This is a genomic window from Kerstersia gyiorum (genome assembly GCF_048595715.1).
In the GTDB taxonomy this organism is placed as follows: domain Bacteria; phylum Pseudomonadota; class Gammaproteobacteria; order Burkholderiales; family Burkholderiaceae_B; genus Kerstersia; species Kerstersia gyiorum.
The window spans coordinates 3,183,312-3,202,210 of sequence record NZ_CP169556.1 but is presented as its reverse complement, the minus strand read 5'-3'; the positions used below and the strand labels follow the sequence as shown (position 1 = coordinate 3,202,210).

General features: G+C 63.2%; 13 protein-coding genes. 8 read left to right on the top strand and 5 right to left on the bottom strand.

What is annotated here, in order from left to right:
• Positions 1-178 precede the first annotated feature (178 nt).
• The 3 genes from ACEW7X_RS14035 to lpxC all read left to right on the top strand — a co-directional run bounded on the left by ACEW7X_RS14035 (position 179) and on the right by lpxC (position 4,518).
• The gene (locus tag ACEW7X_RS14035; RefSeq protein ID WP_068367008.1) at positions 179-2,470 is read left to right on the top strand and encodes an NADP-dependent malic enzyme; all 2,292 of its coding nucleotides are present in this window, start codon (positions 179-181) and stop codon (positions 2,468-2,470) included.
• A gap of 475 nt (positions 2,471-2,945) precedes the next feature.
• Positions 2,946-3,425: a barstar family protein gene (locus ACEW7X_RS14030; RefSeq protein WP_068367006.1), complete on the top strand. Its 480-nt coding sequence runs from the start codon at positions 2,946-2,948 to the stop codon at positions 3,423-3,425.
• A 166-nt stretch (positions 3,426-3,591) separates the two neighbouring features.
• The gene (gene lpxC, locus ACEW7X_RS14025; RefSeq protein WP_068367004.1) at positions 3,592-4,518 is read left to right on the top strand and encodes a UDP-3-O-acyl-N-acetylglucosamine deacetylase; all 927 of its coding nucleotides are present in this window, start codon (positions 3,592-3,594) and stop codon (positions 4,516-4,518) included.
• A gap of 192 nt (positions 4,519-4,710) precedes the next feature.
• On the opposite strand, the gene ACEW7X_RS14020 is transcribed toward lpxC, so the two are convergent.
• On the bottom strand, positions 4,711-5,121 hold the full coding sequence (locus ACEW7X_RS14020) for a DciA family protein (protein ID WP_167731911.1): 411 nt from the start codon (positions 5,119-5,121) through the stop codon (positions 4,711-4,713).
• 128 nt (positions 5,122-5,249) lie between these two features.
• Between ACEW7X_RS14020 and ACEW7X_RS14015 the strand changes: the two genes are divergently transcribed.
• From ACEW7X_RS14015 to ACEW7X_RS14005, 3 genes are all read left to right on the top strand, one after another.
• Positions 5,250-6,233: a M23 family metallopeptidase gene (locus ACEW7X_RS14015; RefSeq protein WP_068367763.1), complete on the top strand. Its 984-nt coding sequence runs from the start codon at positions 5,250-5,252 to the stop codon at positions 6,231-6,233.
• 50 nt (positions 6,234-6,283) lie between these two features.
• Complete coding sequence (secA, locus tag ACEW7X_RS14010) at positions 6,284-8,995, top strand: preprotein translocase subunit SecA (protein WP_130486564.1); 2,712 nt, start codon at positions 6,284-6,286, stop codon at positions 8,993-8,995.
• A gap of 153 nt (positions 8,996-9,148) precedes the next feature.
• A complete protein-coding gene (locus ACEW7X_RS14005) occupies positions 9,149-9,508 on the top strand; it encodes a hypothetical protein (RefSeq protein WP_127775109.1) in 360 nt (119 codons plus the stop codon).
• A 50-nt stretch (positions 9,509-9,558) separates the two neighbouring features.
• Here the strand turns inward: ACEW7X_RS14005 and mgtE are convergent, their stop codons facing one another.
• From mgtE to ACEW7X_RS13985, 4 genes are all read right to left on the bottom strand, one after another.
• Positions 9,559-11,022 carry a magnesium transporter gene (mgtE, locus tag ACEW7X_RS14000; RefSeq protein ID WP_068366999.1) on the bottom strand — a complete coding sequence of 488 codons (1,464 nt, stop codon included), beginning with the start codon at positions 11,020-11,022 and terminating at the stop codon, positions 9,559-9,561.
• Positions 11,023-11,045: 23 nt separating this feature from the next.
• Entirely contained in the window at positions 11,046-11,483 is a 438-nt protein-coding gene (locus tag ACEW7X_RS13995) for an acyl-CoA thioesterase (protein ID WP_083969357.1), read from the bottom strand.
• A 430-nt stretch (positions 11,484-11,913) separates the two neighbouring features.
• Complete coding sequence (locus ACEW7X_RS13990; protein ID WP_068366997.1) at positions 11,914-13,122, bottom strand: M20 aminoacylase family protein; 1,209 nt, start codon at positions 13,120-13,122, stop codon at positions 11,914-11,916.
• A complete protein-coding gene (locus tag ACEW7X_RS13985; RefSeq protein ID WP_068367759.1) occupies positions 13,119-14,021 on the bottom strand; it encodes an inositol monophosphatase family protein in 903 nt (300 codons plus the stop codon). Before ACEW7X_RS13985 ends, ACEW7X_RS13990 begins: the two co-directional genes overlap by 4 nt.
• 83 nt (positions 14,022-14,104) lie before the next feature.
• Between ACEW7X_RS13985 and mnmD the strand changes: the two genes are divergently transcribed.
• Together mnmD and ACEW7X_RS13975 are read left to right on the top strand one after the other, a co-directional pair.
• A complete protein-coding gene (gene mnmD / locus ACEW7X_RS13980; protein WP_339138937.1) occupies positions 14,105-15,985 on the top strand; it encodes a tRNA (5-methylaminomethyl-2-thiouridine)(34)-methyltransferase MnmD in 1,881 nt (626 codons plus the stop codon).
• 594 nt (positions 15,986-16,579) lie between these two features.
• Positions 16,580-18,799, top strand: coding sequence for a glycoside hydrolase family 31 protein (locus tag ACEW7X_RS13975; protein WP_068366993.1), 2,220 nt, complete (start codon positions 16,580-16,582; stop codon positions 18,797-18,799).
• Positions 18,800-18,899: the final 100 nt, after the last annotated feature.

Genomic DNA, 18,899 nt, shown 5'->3' with positions numbered 1-18,899 from the left:
CAGCTGCCAGCCAGGGGGCCGGCATAAAAGGACGATTGTAGTGAGCCGCGGCGGGTCTGGCCAACCTGGCAAGGGCAGCCGTGCAGGGGGAAAGTGGCGCAATGCGGCGCTTTCCGCGTTAAGGGGCTAGAATGAGCCCCCGTATATCCCTATCATCAACACGGTTTTCGGATTCGCCATGGTTAACGATACTCTGCGTCAGACCGCGCTCGACTATCACGAGAAAGGTCGTCCCGGCAAATTGTCGGTTGTGCCGACCAAGCAATTGAGCAATCAGCGGGACATGGCCCTGGCCTATTCGCCCGGCGTGGCGGTTCCCTGTGAGGAAATCGTGGCTGATCCCGCCAACGCGTTCCGTTTCACCGGCAAAGGCAACCTGGTCGGCGTCATCACCAATGGTTCGGCGGTGCTGGGCCTGGGCAATATCGGCGCGCTGGCCTCCAAGCCGGTCATGGAAGGCAAGGCGGTCCTGTTCAAGAAGTTCGCCGGCATTGATGTATTCGACATCGAAATCAATGAGTCCGATCCGCAAAAGCTGATCGACATCATCGCCAGCCTCGAACCTACCTTCGGTGGCATCAACCTTGAGGATATCAAGGCGCCGGAGTGTTTCACCGTCGAACGCACGCTGCGCGAACGCATGAACATCCCGGTGTTCCACGACGACCAGCACGGCACGGCCATTTGCGTGGCGGCCGCAATCATCAACGGCCTGCGCGTGGTCGACAAAGATATCAAGGACATCAAGCTGGTAGCTTCCGGCGCCGGTGCTGCGGCGCTGGCCTGCCTGGACCTGCTGGTCGAGCTGGGCTTGCCGCGCGAGCACATCTGGGTGACGGACATCGAAGGCGTGGTCTACACCGGTCGCACCGTGCTGATGGATGACAACAAGGCGCGCTATGCGCAGGATACCGAAGCCCGCAAGCTGGCCGACGTGATCGGCGGTGCGGATGTGTTCCTGGGAGCATCGGCCGGTGGTGTGCTCAAGCCCGATATGGTCAAGGTTATGGCTGCGCGTCCGCTGATCCTGGCGCTGGCCAATCCGCAGCCGGAAATCCTGCCCGAGGATGCCCATGCGGTGCGTGATGATGTGGTGATCGCCACCGGGCGCTCGGATTACCCCAACCAGGTCAATAACGTCCTGTGCTTCCCCTACATCTTCCGGGGGGCGCTGGATGTGGGCGCGACCACAATCACCCTGGACATGGAAAAGGCGGCAGTCTACGCCATTGCCGACCTGGCCAAGGAAGAGCAGGATGAAACGGTGGCGGCAGCCTATGGTTCCTACGGTACCTCGTTCGGCCCTGAATACTTCATTCCCAAGCCTTTTGATCCGCGCTTGTTGGTACGCATTGCGCCTGCCGTGGCGCGTGCCGCCATGGACGGCGGTGTGGCGCGGCGCCCGATTGCCGACATGGACAGCTACGTGGCGCAGCTGCAGCAGTTCGTCTATCACTCCGGCGCCTTCATGCGCCCGGCTTTTGCAGAGGCCAAGCGCCTGGTGGCAGAGGGCGGCAAGACCCGCATCGTGTTTGCCGAAGGCGAGGACGAACGCGTGCTGCGCGCCGTGCAGGTGGTGGTCGATGAAAAACTGGCCAAGCCCATCCTGATCGGCCGTCCCAATGTGCTGGCCAGCCGCATTGAAAAATTCGGCCTGCGCCTGCGTCTGGGCGTGGACGTCGAAGTGACCAATCCGGAGTTCGATGAGCGTTTCAACCGCTACTGGAGCACCTATTGGGAGATCATGAGCCGGCGCGGCATTTCCAAGGAAATGGCGCGCGTGGAAATGCGTCGCCGCCTGACGCTGATCGGTGCCATGATGGTGCACCTGGGCGATGCCGACGGCATGGTTTGCGGCACGGTCGGTTCTTATGGCAACCATCTGCAGCTGATTGACGAAGTCATCGGCAAGCGTCCGGGCGCCAAGACCTATGCGGCCATGAACATCCTGCTGCTGGAGTCGCGTGCGCTGGCGCTGGTGGATACGCACGTCAACGATGATCCCACCGCCGAGCAGATCGCCGAGTTCACCATGGCGGCTGCCGAAGAGATGCGTCGCCTGAAGCTTGTGCCCAAGGTGGCGCTGCTGTCGCGCTCCAACTTCGGCGGTGGCGGTGCGCGGTCCGGCGAGAAAATGCGTGAAGCCCTGGCGCTGTTGCGCGAACGTGCGCCGGAACTGGAAGTGGATGGCGAAATGCATGGTGATTGCGCGCTTGACGAGAGCCTGCGCCTGCGCATTCTGCCTTCCTCGACGCTGTCGGGCGAAGCGAATCTGCTGGTATGCCCCAACGTCGATGCCGGCAATATTGCCTACAACCTGCTGAAGACGGCCGCGGGCGGCAATATTGCCATCGGCCCCTTCCTGCTGGGCGCCAATGCGCCGGTGCATGTGCTGACCTCCAGCTCGACCGTGCGGCGCATCGTCAACATGACCGCGCTGACAGTCGTGGACGCCAACAGCGGCCGCTGATGCGTTCTCCTTGACCAGAGCTGCCGTGGCCGGTTATCCGCCAGCCAGGCGGGTCTGCTGGTTCCCTCTGCCCGACGGCGCCACTTCCAGAACGGAAGTGGCGCCGTTTTTGCATGCCGAAGGTGTTTCTGGCGGGAACCATGGCGGCGCGACAGGGTCTGGATAGGCAATGATGGATCGCGTTGTGACAACGAAATGCACGGGAAATGAAACGGCGGGAAAAAAATCCGGTATTCTTCGCCCGCGCGGTCCGGTGCAGCTTTGTCAGCCTGTCGCATCCGGCGCTTTGTCCGCCTTGCTCGTCGCAGTGCAGGATGGGTGGGGCAAGCCGGGGCAGCCGTGTCTCCAGGTGAGGCAGGCAGGAGGCTCGTCCCCCGCGTATTGCCGGGAAAACCCGGGAATTGATTGGATTACGCTATGCCGATACGATGCGGCCTAGCGAGACTGTTACTGCGTTGTTCAGGGAGACGCAAACATGAGTTCGACCCCTTCAAACGGTCTGGCGCAGGCGCTGCAGCGCGGGGGTGCCATTGATCTGGGCAAGGCGGATGCCGCCGGCCTGGAGGCCGCCGCGTCCGCACAGGGCCTGGGTTTCTTTGTTGCCGACTGCGACCGCGCGCGCAGTCGTTCGGCTGTGCTGCGTGCCATTGCCAAGGCTGTGGATTTCCCGGTCTTCTTCGGCAATGACATGGACAGTCTCTATGACTGCCTGACGGATACGGTGCAAGAGCAGCGCCAGGGCGTGCTGTTGTATTTGCGCCGCCTGCATTCGGGCGATCCGGCGCTGGAAGGCGACGCGCGCGAAATCCAGACCGTCTGCGAAAACGTGGCCGAAGCCGTGGCGGATACCGGCAAAGTCTTCGCTTTCGTGATTGAGCACGCCGGGCGCCATCCCGACCCCGAGCCGGGACGATCGCAGTCCTGGAGCGCGCAGGCCGGCGGTGACGAAGAATAAGCCTGTGTGGCGGGCCGGGTCGTACAACCAGACGCTGGTCCGCGTGGTTTCCTTTTTCAATAAATGTCAGGTTCCTGTCCCTGCGGCCTGGCCAGCGTTACAATAGCGTGAAAGGCACTGTCCGAGGGCAGTGCCGCTTCGGGTTCATCTTTTTCCTGTCCGTATCATGCTCCGTCAACGCACCATCAAAAATGTCGTACGCACCGCTGGCGTTGGCCTGCATTCAGGCCTGCGGGTAGAGCTCGTCATGCGTCCGGCGGCACCTGATACCGGCATCGTCTTCCATCGCGTAGACCTGCCGGAAGTGGTCGATCTGCCGGCTCAGGCCGATCAGGTCGGTGATACCCGCCTGGCATCCGTGCTGCAGCAGGGCAATGTGCGCGTTTCCACCGTGGAGCACATCATGTCGGCGCTGGCCGGCCTGGGGATAGACAATATCCATATCGACCTGACGGCCGAAGAAGTGCCCATCATGGACGGCAGTGCCGGTACCTTCGTCTACCTGCTGCGCTCGGCTGGTATCGAGGAACAGAAAGCGCCCAAGAAGTTCCTGCGCGTGCTCAAGACCGTCGAAGTGCGCGAAGGCGAAGGCCGCAATGAAAAATGGGCGCGCCTGGAACCCTACAACGGTTTCTCCATGTCGTTTTCCATCGACTTCCATCACCCGGCCATCGACGCAACGGCGGGGTTCGCGGAAATCGACTTCGCTACCCATTCCTACACGCGCGAGATCGCCCGTGCGCGCACCTTCGGTTTCGTCAACGATGTGGAAGCCCTGCGTGCCGTCGGCCTGGCGCGGGGCGGCAGCCTGGACAATGCCATCGTGATGGACGAGTACCGTGTGCTCAACAACGATGGCCTGCGTTATGACGACGAGTTCGTCAAACACAAGATCCTGGACGCCATTGGCGATCTTTACCTGATCGGCAAGCCGCTGATGGCGCGCTATGTGGCCTGCAAGTCGGGTCATGCACTGAACAACCGTATTTCCCGCGCCCTGCTGGAGCAGCAGGATGCCTGGGAAATCGTTACTTTCGAAGAAGAGCCAGCGGAAAGTGCGCCTGTATTCCAGCGCGCCTGGAAGCTGGCCTGATTGCCCTGTTGCGGCGGCGTGTCCCAGCCTCGGGGCGGCTGCCTTGAAGCCTGATAGGCCAGGCGCGAACGGGTGCCGGAAACACACTGCCCCTGTTGCTGGATCTTGATCAGCCACAGGGGCAGTTTTTTTGCGGGGCAGATGTGCTGGACACGCGTGTCCAGCCGCCGCTGCTGGCCTGCGAGGGAGAGATCAGTTGGTGGAATCGTCTGATTTCTCTGGCGCATGGTGGCGCAGTAGGCGAGCGACGGCATCGGCCAGCGGGCCGGGCTGTAAATCCTGGTGCAGTTCGGAAAAAGCCTGCAGCGCAGAGGCGTCCAGCGGGCGGGCCATGGGCTTGGGCCGTTGCCATTGAGACTTCAATTGTCGCAAATCTGCTTGAATCCTGATGCTAATTTCTGTAAGGTTCCAGCCTTGAGCGCAGAGCGTCCTGCTGATAGAGGGCGCCAATTGCCGTAGTTTTGCCGCGTGGGCGGCACTGGGAACTGCCAGCAACAGACGGTTCTGTTCGGCGCGCGCAACCTCACAGACCGCCCCCAGGGCGGTCGGCAGTATCTTTTGCAGCGCCTCCTGTATCTGGATGTGGTGCTTGGCGACGGCCATGATGCTGGAGCCGCCAGGGCTGGCATCCAGCCAATGTTGTATCCGGCTGTCGGTCGTGCGGGAACGCATGTTCTTGGCGGTGGTCATACAGTGGCTGCAAGGTTCAAGGGAAGTCTTTAATGAAGATCATGATAGTTCACCGCAGCGGCGGTGAGGTGACGCGGCGGGTGCTGGGCGGCCTTCCCGTGACACTGCTGCTGATGGCCGGACTGGTGGCGGCCGCGGCACTGGGCGCGCTGGGCATGCGCTACTGGGACGTGCGCGGGGGCGTACCGCGTGAAGGTATCATGCCGCCCGAACAAGTGTTGCGGGATTCCGCATTTTTGCGTGACAACGTCGGCATGCTTGCCGGCAAGGTCGGCGATCTTCAGGCGCGCCTGGCGACGCTCGACGGCCTGGGCAGGCGCCTGGCCAACCGCGCTGGCCTGCGTGTGCCGGAAGGTGAGTTCCATGCCGCTGCCAGTGGCGGCGCCCTGAGCCCGGTCGATGGCGTCATGGATGATACCGATGGCGCGGCGACGGTGCCGCGCTACAGCGCAGAGGACATCGGCCGCCTGCTGGATGAACTGCAGCGCAAGCTGGAAGAGCAGTCCGGCATGTATACGGTGCTCGATGCCGCGCTCACGCGGCAGGGCGCGGACAAGGCACGGCTGCCTACGCGCCAGCCGCTGGCTGAGAAATATCCCTACCTGTCTTCATCCTATGGCTGGCGCCGTAACCCGGTAACTGGCCGCATGTCCATGCACGAAGGCCTGGATTTTGCCGCGCCTCCTGGTACCCCCATTGTGGCGGCATCGGGCGGTGTGGTGGTCGAGTCGCGCTATCACAATGCCTATGGCAACCTGGTGGAAATCGACCACGGCGACGGCCTGATCACGCGTTACGCGCATGCGCGCAAGCTGCTGGTGAAAACCGGCGACCTCGTCGCACCGGGCCAGCCCATCGCGGAAGTTGGCTCGACCGGGCGCTCCACCGGCCCCCATTTGCATTTCGAAGTGCGGATGGCGGGACAGGCGCTGGACCCCAAGCTGTTCCTGGCTGCGAATGCATCTCAAAGCACTTTGGCGGGTATTTTGGACGAAGCCGGGAATAAGTCGGCCCGACTGCGTTAAACTGGGCTGTTTCCTTGTGCGGCGAGTCCGCTAACTGTGTCCCCACTCGCATGCTTTCTCTGCTGAAAAAAATCGTTGGCAGCCGCAATGATCGGCTGCTCAAGCAGTACCGGCGCCAGGTGGCGCAAATCAATGCGCTGGAAGATTCCATCAAGGCGCTGTCCGATGAAGCGCTGGCGGCCAAAACGCCGGAATTCAAGAAGCGCCTGGCCGATGGCGCCAAGCTGGATGACCTGTTGCCTGAGGCTTTTGCCGTGGTGCGCGAAGTCGGTCGCCGTGTCTTTGGCATGCGCCACTTCGACGTCCAGTTGATGGGTGGCATGGCCCTGCATGATGGCAAGATCGCCGAAATGCGCACTGGCGAAGGCAAGACGCTGATGGCGACCTTGCCGGTCTACCTCAATGCGTTGGCAGGCCAGGGCGTACACGTCGTGACGGTCAATGACTACCTGGCGCGGCGCGATGCGGCCCAGATGTCGCGCCTCTACAATTTCCTTGGCCTGACCGTGGGCGTTGTCGTGCCCCAGCAGGATAACGAGGAAAAGCGCGCCGCCTATCGTGCCGACATCACCTACGGCACGAACAATGAATTCGGTTTCGACTACCTGCGCGACAATATGGAATATCGCGCCGACGACAAGCGTCAGCGCAAGCTGTTCTTCGCCATCGTCGACGAAGTCGATTCCATTCTGATCGACGAAGCCCGGACTCCGCTGATCATTTCCGGTCCGGCCGAAGACCATACCCAGATGTATGTGGGCATGAACGCCGTGCCGCCGTTGCTCAAGCGCATGGCATCCGAGCCCAAGCCGCACGAGCCGGAACCCGAAGGCGACTTCTGGGTGGACGAAAAGAGCCACCAGGTCTACCTGTCCGAAAGCGGTCACGAACATTCTGAACAGATCCTGGCGCGCCTGGGCCTGCTGCCGGAAGGTGAATCGCTGTACGACCCGCGTCATATCACGCTGATGCACCACTTGATGGCAGCATTGCGTGCGCACAACCTGTTCCACCGCGACCAGCACTATGTGGTGCAGGACGGCGAAGTGGTCATCGTTGATGAGTTCACCGGCCGCCTGATGGTAGGCCGGCGCTGGTCCGACGGCCTGCACCAGGCGGTCGAGGCCAAGGAAGGCGTGAAGATCCAGAACGAGAACCAGACGCTGGCCTCGATCACCTTCCAGAACTACTTCCGCATGTACGACAAGCTGGGCGGCATGACGGGCACGGCAGATACCGAAGCCTACGAGTTCCAGCAGATCTATGGCCTGGAAACGGTGATCATTCCGACCAACCGGCCGATGGTTCGCAAGGATCAGAACGATCAGGTCTTCAAGACCAACGAAGAAAAGTACAACGCCATCATCGCGGATATCCGCGATTGCCATGAGCGCGGCCAGCCCGTGCTGGTCGGTACGACCAGCATTGAAAACTCCGAGCTGATTTCCGAGCGCCTGAAGGCCGCCGGCCTGCCGCACAGCGTGCTGAACGCCAAGCAGCACGCCCGCGAAGCAGAAATCGTTGCTGAAGCCGGCAAGCCGGGCCACATCACCATTGCCACCAACATGGCGGGTCGTGGTACCGATATCGTGTTGGGTGGCAGCATCGAGAAGCAGATCGGCCTGATCCAGCTGGATGACAGCCTGCCCGAAGCCGCCAAGGCTGAGCAGATTGCTGCCGTGCGCACCGAATGGGAGCCGCTCAACCGCCAGGTGAAGGAAGCCGGCGGCCTGCGTATCATCGGTACTGAACGCCATGAATCGCGCCGTATCGACAACCAGCTGCGTGGCCGTGCCGGCCGCCAGGGTGATCCGGGTTCCTCGCGTTTCTACCTGTCGCTGGAAGATCCGCTGATGCGCATCTTCGCCGGTGAGCGCGTGCGCGCCATCATGGAACGCCTGCGCCTGCCGGAAGGTGAGCCCATCGAGGCCGGAATGGTGTCGCGTTCCATCGAAACCGCGCAGCGCAAGGTCGAAGCGCGCAACTTCGATATCCGCAAGCAGCTGCTGGAGTACGACGACGTCGCCAACGACCAGCGCAAGGTGATCTACGCCCAGCGCAATGAAGTGCTGGAATCGGACTCCCTGACCGAGATGGTCGATAACCTGCGTGACGCCACGTTCCAGGAACTGGTCGCCCAGTATGTGCCGCATGGCACTCTGGAAGAGCAATGGAACATCACAGGCCTGCAGAACGTGCTGGAAGCCGAATGGCAGTTGCAATTGCCGCTGGCGGAAAAGCTCGAGAAGCAGGCTGACTACGGCGAGGAAGAGATCCTGGCTGACGTCCTGGAAGCGGCCCGTGCGGTGTACCACGGCAAGATTGAACGCGTGGGCGCCGAAAGCTGGGGCCAGTTCGAGCGTTCCATCCTGTTGCAGGCCATGGATATGCAATGGCGTGTTCACCTTTCGGCGCTGGATCACCTGCGCCAGGGGATTCACCTGCGCGGTTATGCGCAGAAGAATCCGAAGCAGGAATACAAGCGCGAAGCCTTCGAACTGTTCTCAGACATGCTGGACCGCGTGCGCAATGAAGTCGTCAAGGTATTGATGACGGTGCGTATCCAGTCGCCGGAACAGGCCGAGCAGGTCGTTCAGACCGAGCCGGATGCCCAGGTGCGCAATGCGCAATACGAGGCTGGCGGCGAAAAGGTCGACGAGGCTGCCGCTGCTGGTGCGGATGTGCCTGTGGTGGGCCGCAACGATCCATGCCCTTGTGGCAGTGGCAAGAAATACAAGCAGTGCCACGGCAAGCTGGCCTGAGTCGGCTAAAGGCTGGCAGGCTGCACTGACAGCCCTTCGTAGCAGGGGCTATCGGATAAGGGGCGTGAAATAGGCAATGGCCTGTTTCACGCCTTTTTGTTTTCGGGCCGTGTCTGAATGCAGGTGTCAGGACGGCAGGAGGCAAGCCTGCGATTGGGTACAAGTTTGCCGCCTACGCGAGGGCTGGCGCTCAGTCATGACCTGGTATTCAAGACCCTGTTTACGCGGCAGTTGCACTTGTTCTCCGAATTGATCAATACAGTGTGCGACCGCTACCCCCAGTGGCCTTTGCGCAATATGTTCTACTTGGCCCGGATGCTTTCGGATCAGCTCTCGGCAGGCCAGAAATATCAATCACTTAAACCTGCTGTCAGTATCAGCTTGTTGGTACGGAAATTTGGCGCAGCATCCGCAGACAGTCAACGTTGCCTGTCCGAGGCCAGCGTGACCAAACTGGAGCAATGGACCGAGCAGTTGTTCGACGCAGCGACCCAGCAAGACCTCTTCCGTTAGGCTTGCTGGCCGCCGGAAGGCTTGGGCGGGTCAGGGGCCGCGTGTGAGCCTCAGACCAGGAAGATGGTTGCCAGGCCCAGGAAGATGAAAAAGCCGAGACTGTCGGTCGCGAAAGTCAGTAGCACAGAAGAGCCCAGGGCCGGGTCCTTGCCGAAGCGAGCACGGACCATGGGGACCAGCACCCCTACGCCTGCGCCCACCAGCATATTGCAGACCATGGCGCCCATCATGACGAGGGCAATGGATATTTCGCCGGAGATGAACCAGGCGAAGCCCCCGGCGACCAGGCTGCCGCACAGCCCGACCAGCAATGTGACGCTGAGTTCTTTCTTGATCAGCCGCCAGACGTTGTCTGGCGTAACGCGCCCGACCGCCAGCGCGCGGATGATCATGGTCATGGTCTGATTGCCCGAGTTGCCACCGATCCCGGCGACGATGGACATGAGGAAGGCCAGGATGACGATGTGGCTGACGGTATCTTCAAAGCGCGAGGCAACAATGGAAGCGATGGCGGCGGTACAGAGGTTGAGCAGCAGCCAGGGCGCCCGGTTGCGCATGGCGGCGCGCATGGGGGCGAAGATGTCTTCTTCCTGCATCCCGGCGCGTGACAGGGCTTGTTCATCGGAATCTTCGCGGATCACGTCCACGACATCCGCGATGGTCACGCGGCCGATGAGTCTGCCTTGTTCATCCGTGACGGGGGCGGACACCAGATCGTAGCGTTCGAAGGCGCCGGCGGCGTCGGCATCGGAATCGGTCGGGCTGAGCGCCAGGAAATCCGGGCTCATGACGTCGCGCACATCGGTTTCAGGTTCCGAGACCAGCAGTCGCGTCAGCGGCAGCGTGCCTTGCAGGCGGTCCTGGCGGTCGACGACGAAGATCTGGTCGGTATGGTCGGGCAGTTCGCCCAGGCGGCGCAGGTAGCGCAGGACGACCTCCAGGGTGACGTCTTCGCGCACGCGCACCATCTCGAAGTCCATGATGGCGCCGACACTGTCCTCGGGGTAGCCCATGGCCGTCAGCAGACGCGCGCGTTCCTCGTCGGTCAGTCCCTTCTGGACTTCCGCGACGACATCCGGCGGCAGGTCGGGCGCGATATCCGCCAGTTCGTCGGCATCCATGTCGCTGGTGGCGGCCACCAGGTCCTGGCGGTCCATCGCCTCAATCAGCGATTCACGCACCCAGTCGTCGACTTCCAGCAGCACGTCCGCATCGTGGCTGTGATCCACCAGGCTCCAGATGATCTGGCGTTCATCCTTGGGCAGGGACTCAAGGATGAAGGCGATATCAGCCGGATGCAGCTGATCCACCAGCAGCTTGATTTCCGCATCGTGCTGCCGGTGCAGCAGGTTTTCCATCAGGCCGGCGCGGTCGTTCTCGGCGTATTGGCGATGGGCCAGTTCGGAAACCAGTTGCTGCCGGCGCAGCAAATCCTGTACCTGGCGCAGGGCGAGCTGGGCGTCTTCCGGGTCCAGGCGGCGCGGTGCGGGGGGAGTACTGGAGGCGATCGTCATCAATGGGTTCCTGCTACGCGGGTTCAGGCCGTGGGCAGCTTGCGTTTCTTGCCAGCTTCATCCATGGCGACATAGGTTAACGTCGCTTCGGTGACCTTGACGATATCGCCGATGAGGCGTCGTTGTGCGAAAACATCGACGCGCACGGTCACCGAGGTTGTGCCGACACGGGTGATCTCGGCATAGAAGGCGAGCAGGTCGCCCACGCCCACAGGCTGGCGGAATTGCATGGCGTTGACCGCCACGGTGCCAACGCGGCCTTGGGCCAGCTGGGCCGCCACAATGGCGCCAGCCACGTCGATATGGGACATGATCCAGCCGCCGAAAACATCGCCGTAGTAATTGGCGTCGGCCGGCATGGGAACGACGCGCAGGGTGGCGTGCTTGCCTTCGGGCCAGTCGGGCAGGGTTTCCACGCCGGGATTGGGCGCCGCCGGTTGCTGGGAGGGGGTGATGCTCATGATGCCTGAAGTCCTTGTCGACTCAATTGAGAAAAATGGTGGCGATTATGCAGGAAAGGCCAGTCTCGGGCGAGCGCTGTGCACGGGCCGGGACAGGCCGGATGCTGTTTCTGGAAAACAGTGCCAGCTGCCATGCCAGGGCATGCGCCACCTTCGCTGTCCTGTCCGCAGGACTCCGGCGGCGTAGCGGGAAAACCATGATGATAGCCCCCATGAGGCCTTTGGGGCGAGGGTTGGTATGTTGGCAGCGTGTTTCGGTAATACGGCGAGGATGGGAAAGGGGGTGCAGGGTCCGGGCCGGTGGTAGGCCCGGAAGGGGCAGCGGGGGAGACGGACCAAGACATCGGTTCCGACCCCGGGGCGCCTGGCGCATCACAGGATCAGGCCTGGCCCCGGGGCTCAGGCCGCGGGGCTGTTGTGCGGGCGCAGCTCAGGTCGGCTCGGCTTGAGCCAGGCGTTGCTGTGCCAGGCCCACCCAGGCCGAGGCGCCGACGGGAATGAGTTCGTCGTTGAAGTCATAGCTGTCGTTATGCAGCAGACAGGGGCCTTCGCCGTGGCCTTCGCTGCGGTGGCTGCCGTCGCCGGAGCCCAGCCAGAAGTAGCAGCCAGGCCGCACCCTCAGCATGTAGGCGAAATCTTCCGACGCCATGGACGGCCGCACCGCGTCATTGACATGTGCTGCGCCAGCGACGCTTTTGAGTGCCTGGGCGCAGAATGCGGCTTCGCCGGGGTCGTTGATGGTGGCCGGATAGGTGCGGTGGAATTTCAATCGCCCGACGCAATTGAATGCAGCGGCGATCTGTTCCGTGATGGTTTGCATGCGCTGCTCGACCATGTCTGTCATGCTGTCGGCGTAGGTGCGCACGGTGCCGCTTACCACGGCATGCGTGGGAATGATATTGTCCGCGCTGCCGGTATGGATCTGGGTAATGCTCAGCACGGCAGTATCCAGCGGATTGCGGTTGCGCGAGATGATGGTCTGCAGGGCCTGGGCGATCTGCACGGCAGGCATGATCGGGTCCACGCCCAGGTGCGGCATGGCGGCATGGGTGCCCTTGCCGTCGATGTGAATCTGGAACTCGGCGCAAGAGGCCATGATGGGGCCGGCGCACACGCCGAATTCGCCAGCGGGCAGGCCCGGCCAGTTATGCATGCCGAAGACCGCTTCGACCGGAAAACGCTCGAACAGGCCGTCTTCTATCATGCGCCGGGCGCCGGCGCCGCCTTCTTCGGCAGGTTGGAAAATGACGTGCACGACGCCGTCGAAGTCACGCGTCTGCGCCAGGTAGCGCGTGGCTGCCAGCAGCATGGTGGTATGACCGTCGTGGCCGCAGGCATGCATACGGCCGGCGTAGGTGCTGGCGTGGCCGAACTGGTTGGCTTCCTGCATGGGCAGGGCGTCGATATCGGCGCGCAGGCCGATGGCGCGGGTGCTATTGCCGCGTTTGCCGCGGATGGTGCCCACCACGCCAGTGCCGGCGAGGCCGCTGGTGGTTTCTACGCCCCATTGTTGCAGCAGTGACTGGATCAACGCCGAGGTGCGCTTTTCTTCGTAGCTCAGTTCCGGATGGGCATGGATGTCCCGGCGGATATCGCGGAATTCACCGTGCCAGTCTTTTAGCTCGGGAATGATGTTCATGGCAGTTCCTGGTTGCATGCGCCGGGCCCGCTGGCCGGGCTGGCATGGTCGAGATGGGGGGCGACAAGCGCCTGCAGGCTGCGCGCGACGGCTTTGTTCCCAGCTACGATATTACCGCTACGGGCCCAGGGTTCGCGTCCGTACATATCGTCGGCCAGCCCGCCGGCTTCACGCACCAGCAGCGTGCCGGCAGCGACATCCCAGGGCGCCAGGCCCATTTCCCAGTAACCGTCGAAGCGGCCGCAAGCCGTCCAGGCCAGGTCCAGCGCGGCCGCGCCGATGCGGCGGATGCCGCGGGTCGAGTGGATGGCGTCGTGCAGCATCGGCATGTACTGCGCTTCAAAGGAGAAGTCGCGGAACGGGAAGCCGGTCGCCAGTACCGATTGATCCAGTGATGGCGAACGCGACACACTGATGCGGCGGCCATTGAGCCATGCGCCTATGCCCTGCACGGCCGTGAACAGCTCTTCGCGATTGGGGTCGTAGACCACGGCGACGATAGGGTTCTCCTGGCCGTCGCTGCTGACGTCGTCGTGCGCGACCAGGGCGATGGAGACGGCATAGTGAGGAATGCCGTGCAGGTAGTTGGTCGTGCCGTCCAGCGGGTCTATGCACCAGGTGGCCTTGCCCTCGGGACGGCCACCGGTTTCCTCGGCGACGATGCCGAAGTCGGGCGTGCGTTCACGCAGCACGCTGATGATCGCCTCTTCGGCCTCGCGGTCGGCCTGGGACACCAGGTCGTTCTGCGCCTTGTGGTCGATCACCAGATCGCCGCGGCGGTGTGAATACGCCTGCAGGATGGCGGCGCCCGCATGGGCGGCGCTGACGGCGGTATCTATGGCTTCGCTCAGGGCGCGCAGCGAGAGGAGATCCGGCAGGTCGGGAAAGGAGGTCTTCATGCTTCGCTCATCCAGGAGAAACAGGCCAGCGCGGTCGCTGGCAGTAATATTCATTATTCCATGCAGGAGTCTATCTCTTTTACATGTCTTCTTCGTATCAAGCATTGAAGCCGGCCCGGCCGGACCTGGATTCCGCCGGGCTGCCCTATAGCCCTGACTATGGCGATATCTATCACGCGGCGCAAGGGTCCCTGGCGCAGGCGCGTCATGTGTTTCTGGCTGGCAACAGCCTGCCCGGGCGCTGGGCCGGGCGTGAGCGCTTCGCCGTATGTGAAACGGGTTTCGGCCTGGGGGGCAATTTCCTGGCGTTATGGCAGGCTTGGCGTGCCGACCCGTCCCGTTGTCGCCGCCTGCATGTGGTGTCGCTTGAAGCCCATCCGTTTACACGCGAGGGCCTGTTGGCCATGTGGCGTGCCAGCCTGGCTCCCGAATTGCAGGATCTGGCCGCCCAGTTGCACGCACAATGGCCGGATCCGCTGCCCGGTTTGCACCGGCTGGAGTTCGAGGGTGGCGCGCTGACGCTGACACTGGGTTTCGGGCAGGCGCTGGAATTGGCGCCGCGCCTGGAGGCGCGGGTGGATGCCTATTTCTTCGATGGATTTTCCCCGGCGCGCAACCCGGAAATGTGGTCGCCCCACCTGTTCCGCCGGCTGGCGCGCATGGCCGCGCCAGATGCAACCCTGGCAACCTGGTGCAGCGCCGGGCATGTGCGCCGGGCCATGGAAGATGCGGGTTTCCTGGTGGAGCGCAAACCTGGCCTGCATGGCAAGCGGCATATGGTGGCCGGGGTGCGGAGAACATTGCGCACACCTGGCAAGGCACGCTTGCCGCAGGCCCATGGCGGACCGCGTACCGCACTGGTGATCGGGGGCGGCCCGGCGGGTGCCGGCATGGCCCATGCCCTGGCGTTGCGGGGCTGGCAGGTGACGGTAGTGGACCCGATGGCCGTGCGGGATGGAGGTGTGCATCAGGGGCACACCGCAGCGGCCTGTGTGCCCCTGATTGCGCGCGACGACAACCCGCGCGCCAGGCTGGCGCGTGCCGGCAACCTGCGCACCTGGGCGCGCTGGTCTGCATTGGCGGGAGACGCTGCGCCTTTGCGTTGCGGCGCCTTGCAGATGCAGCGCCTGGAAGGGCGGGCTGGTGATCCCAGGGACGCGCTGGCTGCGCTGGACTTCCCGGCGGATTGGGTGCGCTGGATGGAGCAGGACGAAGCCAGTGAGTGCGCTGGTCTGCACCTGAGTCAGGGCGGGGTGTATTTCGCCTCCGGTATGTTGGTGCGCCCGCCGCAACTGCTGGGCGCGTTGCTGGCATTCCCGGGTATCCGGCACGTGCAGGCCAGTGTTGCGGCTTTGCGGCATGGCACCGACGGCTGGCAGGCGCAGGATGCTGCCGGGCAGGTGCTGGCAGTGGGGGCGGTGCTGATAATGACGAGCGCGGTGGCATCATGGCCATTGCTGCAACAAACCGGCCTGCCTGCTGACGCGGCCCCCCGGCTGGCCACCGTGCAAGCGACGGGGGGCGCGATTGCTTCCTGGCCGTCTGGCCGCCTGGCCGGCGGGCCATCCTGCGTGCTGGGGGCCGAGGGCTATGTGCTGCCCGCGCTTGCTGGCCGCTGCGTGTTGGGCAGCACCTATGAAGAAGACAAAACGACCTGGACCCAAACGGCTCGGCGTCTGGCCATCGCAGAAAAAATGCCGGCGATGCTGGCTGATGCCGGCCTGGCGACGACAGACGGAGCAGAAGACTGGTGGGGGGGAGATTGGGCTGGCTGGCGTGCGGTCGTACCAGGGCGCTTGCCGGTACTCGGTCCCGTGCCGCAATTGCCGGATGCCTGGGTAGCGACTGCGTTTGGTTCCCGGGGCTTCTCCTGGGCCGCGCTGGCTGGCGATGTGGTGGCGGCCAGCCTGGAAGGCGAGCCCCTGCCGTTGGAGCGGGACCTGCTGGAAGCCATACGGCCTTAGGCGGCGCATTGATGCGCGGATGCGTGACGCTATGGGCAGGCGTGATCAGGGCGGAATGGCGCAGGAGGATGTGCCGGCCAATGGGAGGGCTGACGGGGGGGCTGATGGGGGCGATCGGCGTTGCATACCGATGCAGGGGATGGCGGCCATAGCGGCGGTCACGAAGTGACGTAGCGGATGGAAGCAGTTTTATTGCCGATTGCCAGGATTGCAGGCGGCGCCTTGGGTTGGGGTGTCGGTGCCAGCAATATCCGGGCCGGCAGTCAGACTGCAAGATAAAAGCCTGACGAAAGTAACAAAATGTGTTTTCGGGCTGAATGTGGCGATTTGCCGCAGCGGATATAGATGGGCAGCCCTTAGTGCAAGAGATCGCTAGCCTTTTCCCCGTATCGGGACGGCACAAAAGCGGCAGGCGGACTGAAAAAAGGGCAGGATTTTAGTTCGAAAATCCAGGAGTGAGTTTATTTCGCCGCGCAAATCCGTCAGAATACTGACTTTTGAAGCTATTTAGGCCTTCGGGCGAATGGTCGGGCGTGCGGAATCCCTCCCGGGGAGGCCGCGCGTGGCCGTTTGCGCGTGGCCGGGGGATGCTCAGTGCCGTCAACGTACGACTCCGTCCATACGATACAACTGGATCATCTCGAACCCAGTCAGTCTTCTGCCAATCGCATCGAATTCGATGCGGGTGCGGGAAGCGTGCTGGTGATCGAGCCGCATGCACCGGGCGTATTCCGTCTGCGTGCCGGGCCGCAGGAAAAAATTACCGGCGACAAGCCGCGCACCCAGCGTGCGCGAGCCGTGGCGGAAATGCTGCTGGCGCGTGAAGAAGCGGTGGGCGAAATGGAAGTCCATACCGACAGTGATGCCGGTATCTGGCGCTTGCAGCAAGGTGAGGTCGAGCTGGAAGTGGCTCATCACCCGTGGCGGCTGGTGCTGCGCCGTGGCGACCGCGTCCTGCTGAGCGCAGATTCAGCGCAGCAGGGCAGCTGGCACGGTGCTGCCGGTGAGGATGAACCTTACTGGGCGCTGGCCTTTGGCCTGGAGCCTGGCGAAGCCGTCTATGGCCTGGGCGAAACCGCTGGCGACCTGGATCGTCGTGGCGAAACCATCGTTTCAGACGACCCTTCGCACCGTTCCCTGCCGCTGGCGTGGAGCGTGCGCGGCTGGGGCGTCTACGTCAACGGTGTTGAACGCATCGTGCACGCCGTGGGCGACAGCGAATTCCCCGACGACTATCGCATTGGCGTAGACAGCGGCGTTCTGGACCTGTTCCTGTTCGCGGGCGAACCGGGCGAAATCCTCAACCAGTACACCCAGCTGACGGGCCGCGCTGGCCAGCCTAGCCTGTGGGCCATGGGAACCTGGCTGCAAACGCCGGAAAACCTGTCGGTGACGGAAGCCGCTGAACTGGCGGCGGAATTCCGCGAGCACGGCTTGGGCCTGGACGTTGTTCAACTGCCCGAGCCGGCCGCGTGTCTGGTGCGCGAGGGCAAGCTGAACCTGGAATGGGACGCGCAGCGCTTCCCTGATCCGAAGCAAGCCCTTGCGCTCTTCAAGCAGCGCGATCTGCACGTCAGCGCCAGCGTATTTCCGGGCGTCCTGGCCGGTTCCGAAGCCTTCACTGAACTGGAAGACCGCGGCTGGCTGCTGGCCGAAGAATCCGGCGACGCCAAGGTATTTCCTGGCATCGCTGCGACCAACGGACAGGCCTATGCCTTGCTGGACCTGACCAACAAGGACGTCTACGCGCAATGGCGCGACCGTCACCACCAGTTATTCCAGGACGGACTGGAAGCGCCTTATTGCAGCGTGCCCGCCAACCTGGAAGATGGCCTGGTCTCGCGTGGCGACGACAGCGGCGCGGCCTTGCGCACCCTGTACCCGCTGCTGGCGCGCCGCTCCTTGTTTGATGCTGTCGCCGGACACAAAATCCCGCCGGAAGGCGTGGTGCCGGGCAGCGACCTGTTCCCGGCAGCGCAACGCCTGCCGTGGCAAGCTGCGCCCGAAGTTCCCAATAATTGGGCCGGCTTGGCATTCAGCCTGCGCACTGCGCTGGCTCTGGGTGACAGTGCCGTACCATTGCAAATGCATGCGCTGGGCAACGTGCGTGCGCCGCTCGATGCCGTCACGCCCGAGCTTTACATTCGTTGGCTCACCGCACTGACCTTCTCCGGCAACTTCATCTTCCAGGGCGTGCAGGGCCTGCTGCCTTGGCAATTCGGTGAAGAAGCCGAAGCGGCCGCCCAAGTCTGGATGCGCTGGCGCTACCGGCTCATCCCCTACGTGCTGGGGGCCATCGAAGACGCCGCGCGTACCGGCTTGCCGGTACAGCGCTCCATGGCGCTGTCGTTCCCGAACGACGAACGTGCGCAGCAATGGCAAACCCAGTACCTGCTGGGCCCGGCCCTGCTGGTAGCGCCCATCCTCGAAGCCGGCAAGACCCAGACCGTCTACCTGCCCGAAGGCGAAGCCTGGTGGGATCTGAACACCGGCTGGCGCTACGAAGGCGGCACCGTCATTACGATGGAATGCGGCCTGGACCAGTATCCCGTCTTCGGCCGCGAAGGCCACATGCTCTGTCTGGGGCCGGCAACGCTGCACACGGGCGAATTCAACTCCGCCCGCCTGCTTGACGAAGTCTGGATGTTCGGCATGCCGGTCAACAACCCGGTCGTCATGCGCAACAAAATCCGCGTCATGCAAATGCAGGGGTCGAGCTACATCAAGGGCCTGGAAGGCCTGCGCATCCTGCCGTCGCAAGGCCTTGAGGTCAAGCGCCGCGGGGCAGAAGTGCGAATCTCGCGGGCACGCTAAGGCTGCAGAGTGGATTGGGCGGGCTGAGACCGGAGCGTTATGGCAACCGACAGCCTGCCTGCCAATCCTGTGTGGGCCTGATGCTGCGAGACGAAAAGGG